Source organism: Mesorhizobium sp. LjRoot246, from assembly GCF_964254115.1.
Lineage (GTDB): Bacteria > Pseudomonadota > Alphaproteobacteria > Rhizobiales > Rhizobiaceae > Mesorhizobium.
Genome location: NZ_CAXUSN020000001.1, coordinates 3711409 through 3726123 on the forward strand (window position 1 = coordinate 3711409; position 14715 = coordinate 3726123).

Genomic DNA, 14715 nt, shown 5'->3' on the forward strand with positions numbered 1-14715 from the left:
CCCGTTAAGCCGGCAGGCCGGGGCGGTCGAGCTTTTTGGGCGACAGCGTGAAAATCTCACACCCTGCGTCGGTGACGCCGATCGTATGCTCGTATTGCGCCGACAGCGAGCGGTCGCGCGTCACCGCGGTCCAGCCGTCCGACAGAACCTTCACATGCGGCCGGCCGAGATTGATCATCGGCTCGATGGTGAAGATCATGCCGGGCCGCATCTCGACGCCTTCATTGGCGCTGCCATAGTGCAGGATGTTAGGCGCGTCATGGAAGAGCTGGCCGACGCCGTGGCCGCAGAAGTCGCGCACCACCGAGCAGCGCTCGCCCTCCGCGTAGGTCTGGATGGCGGCGCCGATGGCGCCGGTGCGGGCACCGGGCCTGACCGCCGCGATGCCGCGCATCAGGCATTCATGCGTGACTTCGAGCAAGCGCTCGGCGGCGCGCTTGATCGTGCCGACCGGATACATGCGCGAGGAATCGCCGTGCCAGCCGTCGAGGATGTAGGTGACGTCGATGTTGACGATGTCGCCGTCCTTGAGCGGCTTGTTGTCGGGAATACCATGGCAGACGACATGATTGATCGAGGTGCAGGACGATTTCGTGTAGCCGCGATAGTTGAGTGTCGCCGGCAGTGCACCATGGTCCATGCCGAATTCGAAGACGAAGCGATCGATGGTTTCGGTGGTGACGCCGGGCTCGACCATCGGCACCAGCTCGTCGAGGCAGCGTGCTGTGAGATCGCATGCCTTGCGCATGCCGGCAAAGCCGTCCTCGCCATAGAGGCGAATCTGGCCGGTGTTTCTGAGCGGAGCCGTGGCGGCGTCGAGATAGTTGACCATGTTGTCCGTTTAGCCGGTAGAGCCCTGTATGAGAGCCGACGTGAAAATCTCTCCAGATTTGGCACTTGAGGGCAAAAGGTTCAAGGAAGAACTGCCTGATGCGACCGCGCGTTCGCGATATTCGCCTTGCATGGGCGGTTCAACGACCCAAGTGACGACACATTTCTGGGCCAAAAGCCGGTCAAAGCAACTTTTTTGACGACGAACGGCGTTGCCCCGGTGACGCCAGTTCGGGAGACAGGAAATGGACAGACTGCAATTCGAGGTGCCGGTGCGCATCGCACCCGCGCCCGGCCTGCCAGTCGAGGAAATTTACGGCGTCGAACAGGCGCTGGATTTTCTCCAGGACTTGCCTGTGCGCCGTCAGGGGCCGATCTATCAGAAGGCGTTCAACGCCTGCTTCGGCGCCACGGTGGACGTGGTCAAGACCGAGGATGCCTGCCGGGCGTTCATGGCGTTTTGCCGCGCGAGCGGACTGATGGCCAGGGACATGATGACGCCGCGCAAGCGCGGCGGCGAGGCGAGGGCGCTCCAGGCCTGAGGGCCGTCGCCCGTTTTCGCCTGCCGATTGCAAAGCCAACGAAGCGCGTTTGAACGCACACGACGAATGTCGCGAGCGTTCCGCTTCGTCCCTGAGGACCGCACCAACGTCAGTGTCGTTAATCTTCCGTTTCCACCTTCCCGGCTACGCCATTGCTTGTTGGCAATGGTTGATTCGTTGCGTCAGTCTCATGGTTCCGAAGATGTCCTCAGAAAAAGTCCGTGCATTTCCGATCGACCGTCAGGTATTCTTGGTCAGGGAGGTTGCTGCCAAGCTTGGCCACCTGCATGGCGAGAACGCCACCTCGTTCTGGAGGGCCAAGGCCTCGGAGTTGCTTGATCTCGTTGTCGGATCCGGCAGGGACAGAACGGCAGCCGGCGACGAAGTGCGCAGGTTCTTCCTGGCCGTGCAGAGAGAGATGTCGGCAGGAACTGTTGCGGAGCCGATGCCAATTCTTTCCGCCTGAGGCAAATCTCGCACCCTAGCTTCTATCAAGTGCTCCAATAGCGGCCGCGTCTTGCTGGCGCTGGCCCATCCTCCCGCTATGCGACTATGAAAAGGCTGCTCCGGGCGAACCGGCGCGGACAAGGAGTATCATGTCCAAAACGTGTCGATCAGCAACGAACCCCCCTTCTTTTGACAGCCAAATAGATCACCGATCAAAAAATGAACGGAACTTTTTAGGCATTCGTTCATATGTGCGTGCTTTCTAATCTACGCTATGGCCTTCAGTTGCTTCACCCGATTTCGGCTCATAGCGGACGGTATGCGCCGGAGCACGGGCGCAAATGTTGCCACCATTTTCGCCCTGACCTTGCCGATCGTTGTTGGGGCCGCGGGTTTCGGTGTCGAGACCTCCTATTGGTACTACAACAGCCTGAGATTGCAGGCGACGGCCGATGCCGCCGCCTATGCCGGAGCGCTCGAACAGATTTCGGGTTCCGACAAGCCGACAATCGTCGCGGCCGCGACCCAGTCGGCAGCGACGAACGGGCTGGGCTCGGGCACGATCGTCGTCAATACGCCGCCAGCGTCCGGCCCGAATACGGCGAAGAAAGCGGTAGAGGTGATCGTCGGCCAGAAGCTCGACCGGATGTTCACCCTGATCTTCACGCAGGCTCAGGTCCCCGAACAGGCAAGGGCGGTGGCGCTCATCACCGATGCCTCGAAGGCCTGCATGGAAGCGCTCGATCTGACCGCCCCGCAGGCTGTAGAGTTTTCGGGCAATACTAGCGTGAAGGTCACACACTGCGTCATCATGTCCAATTCGAACGCCCCGGACGCCATCAAGCTTCAGGGCTCGGCCAGTCTGCAGGCCGATTGCCTGATATCGGCGGGCGGCGTCTCTCTCAGCAATCCCGTCACCACCGTCTGCGCGGCCCCGATCACCCAGGCACTGCCTGCCGCCGATCCATTTGCCGACCTGCCGACTCCGGTGGCCGCGAACCCCTGCCAGAACGACAATAAGGCGACGCTCAGTCCAGGCACTTATTGCAGCGGCATGAACCTAAAGGGCAATGTCACGCTTTCGCCCGGCGTCTATGTCGTCCAGGGCAGTTTCAAGATAAACGCCAACGCAGCCATCACCGGCGACGGGGTGACCATCTTCATGTCGGGCAGCTCGACGGTCAGCATGAATGGCAATGCGTCCGTGAAGCTCAGCGCACCGACATCGGGCGCCTATTCAGGCGTTCTGTTTTACGGCGACAGGACCGGTATCGCCGCATCCAGCACATTCAACGGCACAGCGGACTCGCTTTTGACCGGGGCCATCTACTTCCCCAAACAGCAAGTGAGCTATCTTGGCAACTTCTCGGGCAATGGCGGCTGCACCCAGATCGTCGCCAATACGATCCAATGGTCTGGCAGCACAACCGTCAATCAGGATTGCAAGAGCCTTGGGATGCGCGACATTCCGGCGGCGCAGTCCGTGGCACTGGTAGAGTAGCCTCCGTGGAGCGCCGATCGATGCCGATCCTTGGCGATGATTCAGGCGTTGCGGCGGTCGAGTTCGCGATGGTGCTGCCCATTCTGTGCTTGGTGCTGCTTGGCATTCTGGACGGCTGGTCCTACGTGACGAGTTCACTGTCGATGCGCGCCGGTGTGAAGACCGCCGCGAACCTGGTCATGAGCGGATCGACCGACGATGCGGCGACCCAAGCCGTTGCCATTGCGAGCTGGGAAAATCGGCCGGAGGACGGCCAGGTCACGCTAAGCCGCATCCGCATGTGCGGGACGACCGTGGTCGACGCTTCCACCATGTGCAGTGGGCCGAAGGTGCCGTCGATCTATGTCCAGATACAGGCATCGGCCACCTGGGTGCCGCCCGTTGCCTTCGGCGCCTTTGCCGCTTCCACCACCATCGGCCACCAGGAGATGATCCGTGTCCGCTAGGGCAAGCGCGTTCAGGCGGGATCGATCGGGCGGGGCCGGGTTGGAGTTTGCGCTGATCGCGCCTTTCCTGGTCATGCTGCTGTTCGGGATCTTCGCCTTCGGCTGGTCGATGCACTCGGTCTCTAGTGTTCGCTATACGCTGGAGACGTCAGCGCGCTCGCTGCAGCTTCAGAACACGCTGACTCAGGCCGACATCCAATCGATCGCCACGCAGAAATTGCAGGCCTTGGGCTTTAAAGATGTGAACGTCACGATCGCCATCGACCCGGCGAGCGGCGGCTTCCGCATGGCGCATCTGACCGCCGCCTACGCCTTTGTCATCGAGTTCCCTTACTTCAGCGCCTTTCCGATCAACTACGCGACCACCGTTACCGTGCCGCTGGTCGGCGCCGGCTAAGGCTGTGGCAGGACAGCGATCGGCGAGAACTCACGTTGGGGTTCTGCTTACCTGTACGCCTTGAGCGCGATCAGGCCACAGAGAATGGCTATCGCCGTCAGGATCAGCGCCCACGACACGACGTTAAGTGATAGACGCCTCCGGCGACCGCGCAAGGCCCGGTCTCGCCAGCGTTTAGCCTGATCAGCCCCTAGGTTTAGTTTAGCCAGGTCCTTCTCCCCAGAGAAGAATGCGACCCATACCGGCTTGTGTCCAGATCGGCGCCGCTTTTGGCGGTCACGTGACGCAAGCTTGGCACTCCGGCGAGCTTTTGACGGCACAGGGCTATCTTATATATTCGTTAATGCTAATATAAAAATGACGCTACGTCATGTCCGACCATCTGTCGTGTGCAATGTGTGGGGGTTCCAATGAGAGTGGCTATATTTTGCGCGGCTGTCGTTTTCGCAGCGACTGGTGTCGCTGTTGCCAAGGAAAAGAAGGTGGCGGTCAGTGATGCCGCCGCCTTGTGTGCTGCCAACCCATCAGCCAAGAAGCCCGTTCCAAATCTGGACTGCAGTTTCACCGGAACCGCCAAACCGGAAGATAGCGGGGCAAAGGCAAAGCCGCGCCTCGGATACGACTCCAATCCGTGGATTGAAACAGGGTTTTGACTTCGCTTCGACGGACGCTGGGTTGAAGCGCTGAAGATGGATCGTCTTAACCGGCGGGCGCCCCGTTTTTGGCTAGGCTCCCGCACGCAATGCCGTCCCCTTGCCGCGGGACGGAGCGCAAGGTTCGGGGCCGCCGTCGAGGAGGAGGGAGCACAAATGGCCGCCTATCTGATCGCGGATGTCGACATAAAAGACGCAGCCATGTTCGAGGAATACCGGCGGGATGTGCCGGCCACCGAGGAGCGTTACGGTGGGCGATACCTAGGTCGTGGCGGTGCGACCAAGGTTTTGGAGGGTGATTGGGAGCCACACCGTTTGGTTGTTATCGAATTCCCCGATATGGCGTCATTGATGGGCTGGTACAATTCGCCGGAATACGCCCGCCTGATCGAAATTCGCAAGCGTTGCGCCAACACCAGGATCATTGCGCTTGAGGGGATCGCAACACCCACTGCGTGACGATGGTGGCTTCATAAATTAAGCAGCGCGGCAGAACGTCAAACCCTTTCCCGCAGTGGCCGGCGTGGTCTGTTGCCTCCAGGAGCCCAACTGCACCGTCCAATGCCATATCGATGAAAAACCCGCCACGGGAGCGACCTGCGGCGGGCTTTCGGAGCGGCTACATCCCTGAGGAATCGACCACTTTGTAGTACTATTGTGAACCGTGTGACCGCGTTGGCCTATGGTGTGATCGCGGAAGATCGCGATCGGATCGTGGAAGCCGACAGTCACAGAAACCGCTGTGAAGCAATCTGCGTCCAGAAATTGGGGAGAGAGGTCTTCCACGAAGCGCTTGAGATCTCTGGTACGCCCAAGGGGAATCGAACCCCTGTTACCGCCGTGAAAGGGCGGTGTCCTAACCGCTAGACGATGGGCGCGCTCAGACGAAGCGGCTTATACTGGCGTTGCGTGCAACCGGCAACCCGTCAGGTGCCACCTTGGACAACTTTTTTCCGGGCCTGCCAAATCGGCGATTTCGTCGGTCCGCATGGCTTGATGATTAGCGGCAACGCCCCATCGCTTCGTCATGTATGGACGGCCCCCTGTTGGCAAGGTGCAATTGGCATATTCGGCAGATAGTCTGGAGCGGTCATGTATTCGGCCTTTTGATGCGGTCGAATTTGGACCGCTGGCCCTCAAGGGTTACGCGGATCGGGTTCCAATCATCCACACGCGCTCTTGTATCGCGATGACGAAGGCGGAGTGTCCCGACCCAGGTCCTGACCATTTTGCCGTGCTGCCTTTTGCTCCTTACGCTGTTAAGGGCCTTGCTTTGCGGTTTATGCCGCAGCCGGTGCCCTGTATTCCTGTCCCGAGTTCAGCATTGCCCAGATGATGCGGGCGGTCTTGGCTGCCTGGGCGACGACGGCGACCTTGACCGGCCGCCTGGCCAGCAGGCCGCGTATCCAGGGCGAGCCTCTGTCGGGCTTGGCCCTGACCTGCCGCAACCAGGAACTGGCGCCGAGAATGAGCAGCCTTCGCAAGCCGCCATCGCCGGCGCGGCTGATATGGCCTGTCAATCTGTGCTTGCCGCCGGTGTCGTGGTTCTTGCGGGTCAGGCCGACCCAGGCGGCGAAGTCCCTGGCCGAGGCGAACTGGCGGCCATCGCCGATGGCGGCGATCGTCGCATGCGCGATGATCGGGCCGACGCTCGGGATCGTCATCAGCCGCAAGGCCGCCCGCTGCTGCCTGACCTGAGCCAGGATCTGCTTGTCCAGCTTGCCGATCTCGCCATCCAGCGCCCGCCATTGCCCGGCCAGCGGCAGCAGGCAGATCAACAACGCCGCGGGGATGGCTTCATCGGCCGTTTCGATGAGCTGCAGCAGGCCCTCGATGCCCGCCGCCCCCTTGGCGTTCGCGAGACCCATTTCGTAGAGATGGCCGCGAATGGCATTGGCCAGCTGCGTGCGTTGGCGTACCAGAAGGTCACGCGCACGATGCAGCGCGCGGGCATATTGCTGTTCGACCGTCTTGATCGGCACGAAGCGCATGTCGGGCCGGCTCACCGCCTCGCAACAGGCTTGCGCATCGCGGGTATCGTTCTTGTTGCGCTTGACGTAGGGCTTCACATAGGTCGGCGGCATCAGCTTGACCTGATGGCCGAGCGCGCTGAGCGTGCGGCCCCAATGATGGGCCGAACCGCAGGCCTCCATGCCGATCAGCGCCGGCGGCTGCGCGGCAAAAAACTTCACCACCTGCGCGCGGCGCAATTGGCGCTGCACGACCACTCGCTCGGTCGCATCCACCCCGTGCACCTGGAACACATTCTTGGCCAAATCGATTCCAAATCTGATAACTTGCATGACGGACGGTCTCCTTCCGCTGGGTTCAACACGACCAGTTTGGCACATTCGATGCCGCAAGGGGCCGTCCACCCATCATCCACGGGCGGAGCAAGGAGCGTAGCGACGCGGCGCAGACCCCTGGAGCTGCTTCGCAGCCCAAGGGATCCATGCGGCGACTTCAGAGCGCTGCAGCGGCGCAGAATTCTGCTCTGTTGCGCTCTTCGGTTAAGGTCGCGGCATGGATCCCAGGGTCTCCGCGACGGAGCTTCGCTCCTGCTTCGCCCTGGGATGACGAAGTCGGGGAGGCTTCGGCCAATCCCGAATACTTAGAATGGTCGACCAAACGATCTTGGCTGCTAACAGGCCCGAGCCGCGCTGCTAGCCGTCACCGCCGCTGCGCCGGCGGCAGCGCCAGTTCCAGTCGCGCTCGGGACCGACATCGACGTGAACCGATTCTGTGTGGCAGTAAGTGCCGACGCCGCCGCGGCCGGGCATGCTTCTGATGTAGCTCGCCAGCTCCCATTTCGAAACGCCGGGGACCTGGATGTCGGCGGCGGCGCAATACATGTGCAGCGAATTCTTAGCGCCATTGGCGCGGCGGTTGCGGGCCGGGTCGCGATAGCCTGACGTCACCGTCATCTTGCGGCCGTAGTGGCCTTCGATCGTCTTCAGCACGCGCACCAGCGACGGCTTCAGGCACGCCACATCGACGCTCTCGTTCTGCTTCAGCAGCCCGTTGGGCGCCAGTCGAGCCATGCCGGCGGCGGATGCGACCTGATAGGAGCCGCCGATTGGCCCCTCGTCCTCGTTGAGGTCGACGTCGCTTTCGTCGTCGAGGCCGGACTTGCGCTTGATTTCGAACAGGGCCGTCTGGCGCACGCCGGGCAATGCATCGCTACCGGTAATGTGGCCGGTCTCGCCGCCGATCGAAGCCAACTGCACCGGTTTTGCCGTGGAATCGGCCGAGGCCAGCGTGATGATCGGTTTTGCCGCCGCTGGCGCGGGCCTGGCTTGCGCCGAGGGCTGCTCGCCCGACCTGGAGTTGATAAGCGGCGTCGGTGCCGCCGAGGCTGGCGTGGCGCCGAACATAGAAGCCAGGAAGCCTTTCTTCCTGGGTGCGTCGGCCTGTGGCATCTCGCCAGCGGTCACATAGACCGGATTGTCCATCGCTGGAGCGGCAGCCGGCTTAGCCGCGTTCACGCCGGCATCGGCGGAGGCAGTCTGTTGGGCGACCGCGTCGTTCTGCTGCGCCGTCGGCGCCGGCTGCTGCAAGGACTGTGGAGTGCTTCCGGCGATCGTCTCAGTGCCTGCCGGCGTGGTCATCGGAAAGGCGGCTTGCGGCTTGGCTATCGGCACATAGGCGACCTTCTCGGGGAGCGCCGTATCGCTTGCCGTCATCACGGTCGTCTGCTCGGTCGTGACCTCGGACGAATCGGCGACAGCGGTCGGCTTGCCGCTCGAGGCGGCATTCATATCCGATGCGGTGGCATTGTAGCCGGGCATTCCAACCGACATTGTCGGGTCGCCAGCCGATGTGCAGGAGGCCAAAAGCACGGAGCAGAGCGCTGCCACAATGGCGCGGCGTTCTCCCTTTGCGAGGCTCCATCCTGCTGATTTCAAAGTCGAATTCCCCCTCGATGCCCGGTCGGTATAGCCTTGGCGCGGCACGTATACGTCGCTGCCAAGGTGACCTTTGTCTCCGACCCGGAAACGAGACCTGTGTCAAATCCGCAAGCCTGGAAGTATTTTTGCAGTGATTGCCGAATTGCGACTGCTAGATAGTTGACGATACCATTTCGCCCGCTTTTACCGGCCCGTCAACTCACCAGACATTACAGTCCGTTACACACGCACCTTCACATAGGTACCCGGAGCATCCCCCAAGGTTTTCATATGCTTGCCGGGTTTGCGGGCCGGCACGCGGGTGTTGTCCTTGGCCTCTATCCAGTCTTGCCAGTGCGGCCACCAGGATCCCGGATGGTCGGTGGCCCTGCCTAGCCACTGGCCGAAGTCGCCGATCGGCGTACCCCCGGTCCAGTACTGGTACTTGTTGGATGCCGGCGGATTGACGACGCCTGCGATATGGCCCGACCCGGCCATGACGTATTCGACCTTGCCGCCGAAATACTTCGATCCGAGGAACACCGAGAGCGCCGGCGCGATGTGATCCTCCTTGGAGGCGAGGTTGTAGACCGGGATGGTGATATCGCCGAGCGAGACAGTGTGGCCCGCCAGCTCCATCGTGCCTTGCGAAAGGTTGTTCTCGAGATAGCAGTTGCGCAGGTAGAAGGAGTGATTGGCTGCGGCCATGCGGGTGGAATCGGCGTTCCAGTAGAGCAGGTCGAAAGGCAGGGGGTCCTTGCCGCGCATGTAGTTGTTGACGACATAGGGCCAAATCAGGTCGCCCGAGCGCAGCATGTTGAAGGCGGTCGCCATCTTGGTGCCGTCGAGGTAGCCCTTTTCGCTCATCGACTTTTCCACCGCCGCGACCTGCTCTTCATCGACGAACACTTTCAGGTCGCCGGCATGGGTGAAGTCGACCTGGGTGGTGAAGAAGGTGGCCGACTTGATGCGGTCGTCACCTTCCTGCGCCATCAGCGCCAGCGCCGCCGCCAGGAGCGTGCCGCCGACGCAATAGCCGATTGCGTTGACGTCGCGTTCGCTGGTGGCCTTCTCGATCGTGTCGAGGCCGTATTGCAGGCCCTCGCGAATATAGGCTTCCCAGCCCTTGGTGCCGTGGCGCTCATCCGGGTTGATCCAGGAGATGACGAACACGGTGTGGCCCTGTTCGATCGCCCAGCGGATGAAGGATTTCTGCGGGTTCAGATCGAGGATGTAGAACTTGTTGATCCATGGCGGGCAGATCAGCAGCGGCCGCTTGAGCACCGTCTCGGTCGCCGGGTCGTACTGGATGATCTCGGCGACATCGCTGCGGCCAACCACTTTGCCGGGGGTGGTGGCGATGTTCTTGCCGATCTCGAAGGGCGAATAGTCGGCCTGGCGCAGCTTCAGGTCGCCCTTGCCGGCGGCGATGTCCTCGGCCAGCATCTTCATGCCGCGCACTAGGTTCTCGCCGTTCGAGGCGATCGTCTCGCGAAACAGCTCCGGGTTGGTCAGGATGAAATTCGACGGCGAGATGGCGTTGGACACCTGCTTGACATAGAAGCCGGCCTTATGGCGGGTGTGCTCGTCCAGGCCTTCGGCGTGCTCGACCAGGTCGACCGCCCAGCGCGAGGTGACGAGATAAGCCTGCTTGAGAAAATCGAAGAAGGCGTTGCGGCCCCATTCCGGGTCGAGGAAGCGCTTGTCGCCGCGCTCCGGCTTGACCGCGTCTTCAGTGTCTTCCGCGGCGTTGCTGGTGCGCTGAATGGCGTTCGCCCAGACCGTCATGTAGCCGGAGAACAACCGCGTCTGCGCTTCCAGCGCGCGCTGCGGATCGGAAAGCCAGTATTCGCTGAGCTTGGAAAAGGTCTTCACCATATCGACAACCGGCTCGGCGACGTGATCGCGTACATCGCCCTTTTCGCGCGGCTCGGCCCAGGCGGAGGCCGCTTTGCCGGCTTGCTCAATCATGCGCGCCATATTCAGGGCGAAGCGTTCCGGGTCCTTCACCAGATATTGCTCGACGGTCGAAGGCTCGTCATCTTCCGCTTTGCCCGAATCGGGTGTTTTGGACATGGTTGGCGGGGTTCCTCCCGAGGCCTTTTCTTGACATATTAACATGGGACATCCGACCGGGTCCAATCTCGCTCTACCCCGGCTGCCAAGGAAACAATATGACGATTAATATTGGCGAGACTGTTTTTTTCGGTACCGGACGTTTTTGCCGCATCGGCGCGGCGATCGTCCTCATGGGGATTGCCGGGTGCTCAAGCACCAACGGCCCGACGCCCGTCGCTGCGGGCAAGGGTCCGAAGGATACCGGCACTTTTCCGAACCTGAACATCAAGCCGCAAGTGGCGGCGCCGCAATTCACCGAAGCCGAGAAGAACGCCAAGCTTGCGCAATTGAAGGCGGATGAGACGTCTCAGGCGGCAAAAGGCGGCGGTCCGGAGGTGGCCAATCAGGCGGCGCTCACGGATCTCGCCAAAAAACATGGCGACGAAACGCTGAAGCAGATCGAAGCCAAATGCGACCCCGCCCTCGACCCTACCTGCAAATAAGTATATAGCGCGCGCCCAACGCCCCTTTGCTGTCTGGAACTGCCATGGAAGAATTTCACAAGGTTCGCCGGCTTCCGCCTTACGTCTTCGAGCAGGTCAACCGGCTCAAGGCCAGCGCCCGTTCGCGCGGCGCCGACATCATCGACCTCGGCATGGGCAATCCGGACCTGCCGACACCCAAGGCCATCGTCGACAAACTGTGCGAGGTCGTGCGCGATCCGCGCACGCATCGCTATTCCTCATCGCGCGGCATTCCGGGTTTGCGCCGTGCCCAGGCGGCCTACTATGCACGCCGCTTCGGCGTTAAGCTCAATCCGGACACCCAGGTGGTGGCCACGCTTGGCTCGAAGGAAGGTTTCGCCAACATGGCGCAGGCGATCACGGCGCCCGGCGACGTGATCCTGTGCCCCAATCCGACCTATCCGATCCATGCCTTCGGCTTCATCATGTCCGGCGGCGTCATCCGCTCGCTGCAGGTAGAGCCAGACGACGGCTTCATCCCGGCGCTCGAGCGCGGGGTCAAGCATTCGATCCCAAAGCCGCTGGCGCTGATCCTCAACTATCCGTCGAACCCGACGGCGCTGGTCGCCTCGCTCGATTTCTACAAGGATGTGGTCGCCTTCGCGAAGAAGAACGACATCATCATCCTGTCCGACCTTGCCTATTCGGAGATCTATTTCGACGGCAATCCGCCGCCGTCCGTGCTGCAGGTGCCGGGCGCGATCGATGTCTGCGTCGAATTCACCTCGATGTCGAAGACTTTCTCCATGCCCGGCTGGCGCATGGGCTTTGCCGTCGGCAACGAGCGGCTGATTTCGGCCCTGACCAGGGTAAAGTCCTATCTCGACTATGGCGCTTTCACGCCGATCCAGGTGGCGGCGGCACACGCGCTCAATGGCGATGGCGCCGACATCGCCGAAGTGCGCGACATCTATCACAAGCGCCGCGACGTGATGGTCGATGCCTTCGGCCGCGCCGGCTGGACCATTCCGGCACCGGCGGCATCGATGTTTGCCTGGGCGCCGATCCCCGAGCCGTTTAGGCATCTCGGCTCACTCGAATTCTCCAAGCTGCTTATCGAACATGCCGACGTGGCGGTGGCGCCAGGCGTCGGCTTCGGCGAGCATGGCGACGAGTTCGTGCGCGTCGCTCTGGTCGAGAACGAGCACCGGATCCGGCAGGCGGCGCGCAACATCAAGCGCTTCCTGGCGACCAGCGCCAAGCAGCCCAACAATGTCGTGCCGCTTTCCGCTCACCGGTGAGCTTGCCGCCGCAGACAATTTCGATCTGACCTGAGGGACGTCGCCGGACATGGCTGAAGCATTGCGTGTTGGAATTGCCGGTCTCGGCACGGTCGGCGCGTCGGTGGCGCGCGTGCTGCGCGACAAGGCGGCGGAACTCACCCGCCAGTGCGGCCGTGACGTCGTTGTGTCGGCTGTCTCGGCGCGCGACCAGAAGCGCGACCGCGGCATCGATGTCAGTTCGGCAAAATGGTTCGACGATCCGGTCAAGATGGCCCAGACCGCCGAAATCGACGTGTTCGTCGAACTGATCGGCGGCGACGAGGGGCCGGCGCGCGCATCGGTGAAGGCGGCACTCGAAGCCGGCCGTCACGTCGTCACCGCCAACAAGGCGCTGCTGGCCAAGCACGGCGTGGCGCTCGCCGAGATCGCCGAGAAGAAGGGCGTGCTGCTCAACTACGAGGCGGCAGTGGCGGGCGGCATTCCCGTCATCAAGACGATGCGCGAGGCGATGGCCGGCAATTCGGTCACCCGCGTGTTCGGCATCCTGAACGGCACCTGCAACTATATCCTGACCCGCATGGAGGCCGAGGGCATCTCGTTCGATGCCTGCCTGAAGGACGCGCAGCGGCTGGGCTATGCCGAGGCCGACCCGACCTTCGACATCGAGGGCCACGACACCGCGCACAAGCTGTCGATCCTGACCAGCCTTGCCTTCGGTACCAGGATTGCCGCCAACGACATCTATATGGAAGGCATTTCCAACATCACCCAGGCCGACATCCGCGCAGCCGGCGATCTTGGCTACCGGATCAAACTGCTTGGCGTCGCCCAGCGCACCGACAGCGGCATCGAGCAGCGCGTGCACCCGACCATGGTGCCAACCGCCTCGGTGATCGCGCAGGTGCACGGCGTCACCAATGCGGTGGCGATCGAGACCGACATTCTTGGCGAACTGCTGCTGTCCGGCCCCGGTGCCGGCGGCAACGCCACCGCATCTGCCGTCATCGGCGACATCGCCGACATTGCCAAGAGCCGGCCAGGCTTCCAGCACGGTCCGGTCTTCGGCCGGCCGGCGAAGGAGCTGAAATCCTACAAGAAGGCGCAAATGCGCAGCCATGCCGGCGGCTACTTCATCCGGCTGACCGTGCATGATCGCATCGGTGTGTTTGCGGCAATCGCCAAGCGCATGGCCGATAATGACATTTCGCTGGAATCCATCGTCCAGCACGCAGTCAACGGCGAGGTGGCGGCACAGAAGACAGTGATCCTCGTCACCCACGAGACGACGGAGGCCGCCGTGCGCAAGGCCGTCGACGGCATCACCAAGGACGGCCATCTGACCGACAAGCCGCAGGTCATCCGCATCGAGCGGGCAGGGTAGCTTCTTGTCCGATAGCCGCGCGGAACAAGAATTCCGCAGGCATTGAGGTCCGGTCTGGCGGCAGGCAACCGCTACGGACCGGAACGAATTCGCTTCGGCGCCGTTCTCTTGGTCAGCAACCAGAGGGAGCCGCTTCATGGCCGATACCAACAAAGCCGACACCCCTGATATCAACGATGTCCAGAAGACGCTGGAAAAGCAGATTGCCGAACTGCGCAAGGAGATCACCAAGATCAACAAGAGCATTTCGGCGCGGGGCGCGGAAATGCTCGATGACGCCAGCGAGCAGGCTTCCGATTTCTACGACACGGCCGCTACCCGAGCGTCGCGCACCGCTCAGCAGTTGCGCAGCCAGGCCCATGCTGTTTCGGAAGTCGCGCGCGAAAATCCCGGCACGACGACAGCCGTGGTCGGCGCGATCGGGCTGCTCGGCTTTCTGGCCGGCTTCGCTATTGGCCAGTCGACGAACGATACGTCACGTCGCTGGTATTGACCGCGGGCGCGATAGGGCCGCGTTTTCCGGCTCATTTTCCTTGTTTCAGCACATGATTTTCAGGAGGGCACTATGGCTTCATCCGCGTTGATCAGCATCCTGATCACATTCCTCGTCATCATCCTCGTCCTCTATCTGGTTCAACGCTTGCCGCTCGACGGCCGGACGAGACAGATCGTGCAAGTCATCGTCATCATCATCGGCATCATTTCGCTGCTTAGATATCTCGCGGTTTTCTAACGCGAGGAGGTCCATTTTCACTTTTCAAGCCTGGCCCGGTTCATTGGGACCAGGCTGGCCTTTATTTCAAAAATTCGGTTTAATCGATTGAT

16 protein-coding genes and 1 tRNA gene are annotated in these 14715 nt (G+C 61.8%); 12 read left to right on the forward strand and 5 right to left on the reverse strand.

The window, feature by feature from the left end; all coding sequences use genetic code 11:
• Positions 1-4: 4 nt before the first annotated feature.
• Positions 5-832 (reverse strand): type I methionyl aminopeptidase, encoded by an 828-nt coding sequence (map, locus tag ACSQ3L_RS17980; protein ID WP_436161169.1) that lies wholly within the window; start codon positions 830-832, stop codon positions 5-7.
• Positions 833-1076: 244 nt separating this feature from the next.
• Here map and ACSQ3L_RS17985 point away from each other — a divergent pair, with 244 nt between their 5' ends.
• The 7 genes from ACSQ3L_RS17985 to ACSQ3L_RS18015 all read left to right on the forward strand — a co-directional run bounded on the left by ACSQ3L_RS17985 (position 1077) and on the right by ACSQ3L_RS18015 (position 5276).
• A complete protein-coding gene (locus ACSQ3L_RS17985; protein ID WP_436161170.1) occupies positions 1077-1373 on the forward strand; it encodes a DUF982 domain-containing protein in 297 nt (98 codons plus the stop codon).
• Positions 1374-1422: 49 nt separating this feature from the next.
• Positions 1423-1839, forward strand: coding sequence for a DUF6074 family protein (locus ACSQ3L_RS17990; RefSeq protein WP_436161171.1), 417 nt, complete (start codon positions 1423-1425; stop codon positions 1837-1839).
• A 255-nt stretch (positions 1840-2094) separates the two neighbouring features.
• Positions 2095-3321: a pilus assembly protein TadG-related protein gene (locus tag ACSQ3L_RS17995; RefSeq protein WP_436161172.1), complete on the forward strand. Its 1227-nt coding sequence runs from the start codon at positions 2095-2097 to the stop codon at positions 3319-3321.
• A gap of 20 nt (positions 3322-3341) precedes the next feature.
• Complete coding sequence (locus ACSQ3L_RS18000) at positions 3342-3767, forward strand: TadE/TadG family type IV pilus assembly protein (protein WP_436161173.1); 426 nt, start codon at positions 3342-3344, stop codon at positions 3765-3767.
• The gene (locus ACSQ3L_RS18005) at positions 3757-4164 is read left to right on the forward strand and encodes a TadE/TadG family type IV pilus assembly protein (RefSeq protein ID WP_436161174.1); all 408 of its coding nucleotides are present in this window, start codon (positions 3757-3759) and stop codon (positions 4162-4164) included. Before ACSQ3L_RS18000 ends, ACSQ3L_RS18005 begins: the two co-directional genes overlap by 11 nt.
• A gap of 410 nt (positions 4165-4574) precedes the next feature.
• Positions 4575-4817, forward strand: a complete 243-nt coding sequence (locus ACSQ3L_RS18010; protein WP_436161175.1) for a hypothetical protein — start codon at positions 4575-4577, stop codon at positions 4815-4817.
• A 156-nt stretch (positions 4818-4973) separates the two neighbouring features.
• Positions 4974-5276, forward strand: a complete 303-nt coding sequence (locus ACSQ3L_RS18015) for a DUF1330 domain-containing protein (protein ID WP_436161176.1) — start codon at positions 4974-4976, stop codon at positions 5274-5276.
• Positions 5277-5620: 344 nt separating this feature from the next.
• On the opposite strand, the gene ACSQ3L_RS18020 is transcribed toward ACSQ3L_RS18015, so the two are convergent.
• The 4 genes from ACSQ3L_RS18020 to ACSQ3L_RS18035 all read right to left on the reverse strand — a co-directional run bounded on the left by ACSQ3L_RS18020 (position 5621) and on the right by ACSQ3L_RS18035 (position 10780).
• Positions 5621-5695 (reverse strand) — tRNA-Glu (locus ACSQ3L_RS18020).
• Between the two features lie 402 nt (positions 5696-6097).
• Positions 6098-7120 carry an IS110 family transposase gene (locus ACSQ3L_RS18025; RefSeq protein WP_436158213.1) on the reverse strand — a complete coding sequence of 341 codons (1023 nt, stop codon included), beginning with the start codon at positions 7118-7120 and terminating at the stop codon, positions 6098-6100.
• Between the two features lie 360 nt (positions 7121-7480).
• Complete coding sequence (locus ACSQ3L_RS18030; RefSeq protein ID WP_436161177.1) at positions 7481-8617, reverse strand: YcbK family protein; 1137 nt, start codon at positions 8615-8617, stop codon at positions 7481-7483.
• Between the two features lie 327 nt (positions 8618-8944).
• Complete coding sequence (locus ACSQ3L_RS18035; protein ID WP_436161178.1) at positions 8945-10780, reverse strand: PHA/PHB synthase family protein; 1836 nt, start codon at positions 10778-10780, stop codon at positions 8945-8947.
• 2 nt (positions 10781-10782) lie between these two features.
• Between ACSQ3L_RS18035 and ACSQ3L_RS18040 the strand changes: the two genes are divergently transcribed.
• The 5 genes from ACSQ3L_RS18040 (at position 10783) to ACSQ3L_RS18060 (ending at position 14623) form a co-directional block, all read left to right on the forward strand.
• Positions 10783-11265, forward strand: coding sequence for a hypothetical protein (locus ACSQ3L_RS18040; protein WP_436161179.1), 483 nt, complete (start codon positions 10783-10785; stop codon positions 11263-11265).
• Positions 11266-11309: 44 nt separating this feature from the next.
• On the forward strand, positions 11310-12527 hold the full coding sequence (locus tag ACSQ3L_RS18045) for an LL-diaminopimelate aminotransferase (RefSeq protein WP_436161180.1): 1218 nt from the start codon (positions 11310-11312) through the stop codon (positions 12525-12527).
• A gap of 49 nt (positions 12528-12576) precedes the next feature.
• Positions 12577-13890, forward strand: coding sequence for a homoserine dehydrogenase (locus ACSQ3L_RS18050; RefSeq protein WP_436161181.1), 1314 nt, complete (start codon positions 12577-12579; stop codon positions 13888-13890).
• 136 nt (positions 13891-14026) lie between these two features.
• Positions 14027-14383, forward strand: a complete 357-nt coding sequence (locus ACSQ3L_RS18055) for a hypothetical protein (protein WP_436161182.1) — start codon at positions 14027-14029, stop codon at positions 14381-14383.
• 72 nt (positions 14384-14455) lie between these two features.
• Complete coding sequence (locus tag ACSQ3L_RS18060) at positions 14456-14623, forward strand: Thivi_2564 family membrane protein (RefSeq protein ID WP_292177048.1); 168 nt, start codon at positions 14456-14458, stop codon at positions 14621-14623.
• Positions 14624-14715 lie beyond the last annotated feature (92 nt).

Bases quoted from the DNA above. Each gene is read 5' to 3' on its own strand.
- ACSQ3L_RS18060 (WP_292177048.1), top strand. From the start codon at position 14,456: ATGGCTTCATCCGCGTTGATCAGCATCCTGATCACATTCCTCGTCATC.
- ACSQ3L_RS18055 (WP_436161182.1), top strand. From the start codon at position 14,027: ATGGCCGATACCAACAAAGCCGACACCCCTGATATCAACGATGTCCAG.
- ACSQ3L_RS18035 (WP_436161178.1), bottom strand. From the start codon at position 10,780: ATGTCCAAAACACCCGATTCGGGCAAAGCGGAAGATGACGAGCCTTCG.
- ACSQ3L_RS18015 (WP_436161176.1), top strand. From the start codon at position 4,974: ATGGCCGCCTATCTGATCGCGGATGTCGACATAAAAGACGCAGCCATG.
- map (WP_436161169.1), bottom strand. From the start codon at position 832: ATGGTCAACTATCTCGACGCCGCCACGGCTCCGCTCAGAAACACCGGC.
- ACSQ3L_RS18000 (WP_436161173.1), top strand. From the start codon at position 3,342: ATGCCGATCCTTGGCGATGATTCAGGCGTTGCGGCGGTCGAGTTCGCG.
- ACSQ3L_RS18045 (WP_436161180.1), top strand. From the start codon at position 11,310: ATGGAAGAATTTCACAAGGTTCGCCGGCTTCCGCCTTACGTCTTCGAG.
- ACSQ3L_RS18025 (WP_436158213.1), bottom strand. From the start codon at position 7,120: ATGCAAGTTATCAGATTTGGAATCGATTTGGCCAAGAATGTGTTCCAG.
- ACSQ3L_RS18050 (WP_436161181.1), top strand. From the start codon at position 12,577: ATGGCTGAAGCATTGCGTGTTGGAATTGCCGGTCTCGGCACGGTCGGC.
- ACSQ3L_RS18030 (WP_436161177.1), bottom strand. From the start codon at position 8,617: ATGTCGGTTGGAATGCCCGGCTACAATGCCACCGCATCGGATATGAAT.
- ACSQ3L_RS17995 (WP_436161172.1), top strand. From the start codon at position 2,095: ATGGCCTTCAGTTGCTTCACCCGATTTCGGCTCATAGCGGACGGTATG.
- ACSQ3L_RS18010 (WP_436161175.1), top strand. From the start codon at position 4,575: ATGAGAGTGGCTATATTTTGCGCGGCTGTCGTTTTCGCAGCGACTGGT.
- ACSQ3L_RS17985 (WP_436161170.1), top strand. From the start codon at position 1,077: ATGGACAGACTGCAATTCGAGGTGCCGGTGCGCATCGCACCCGCGCCC.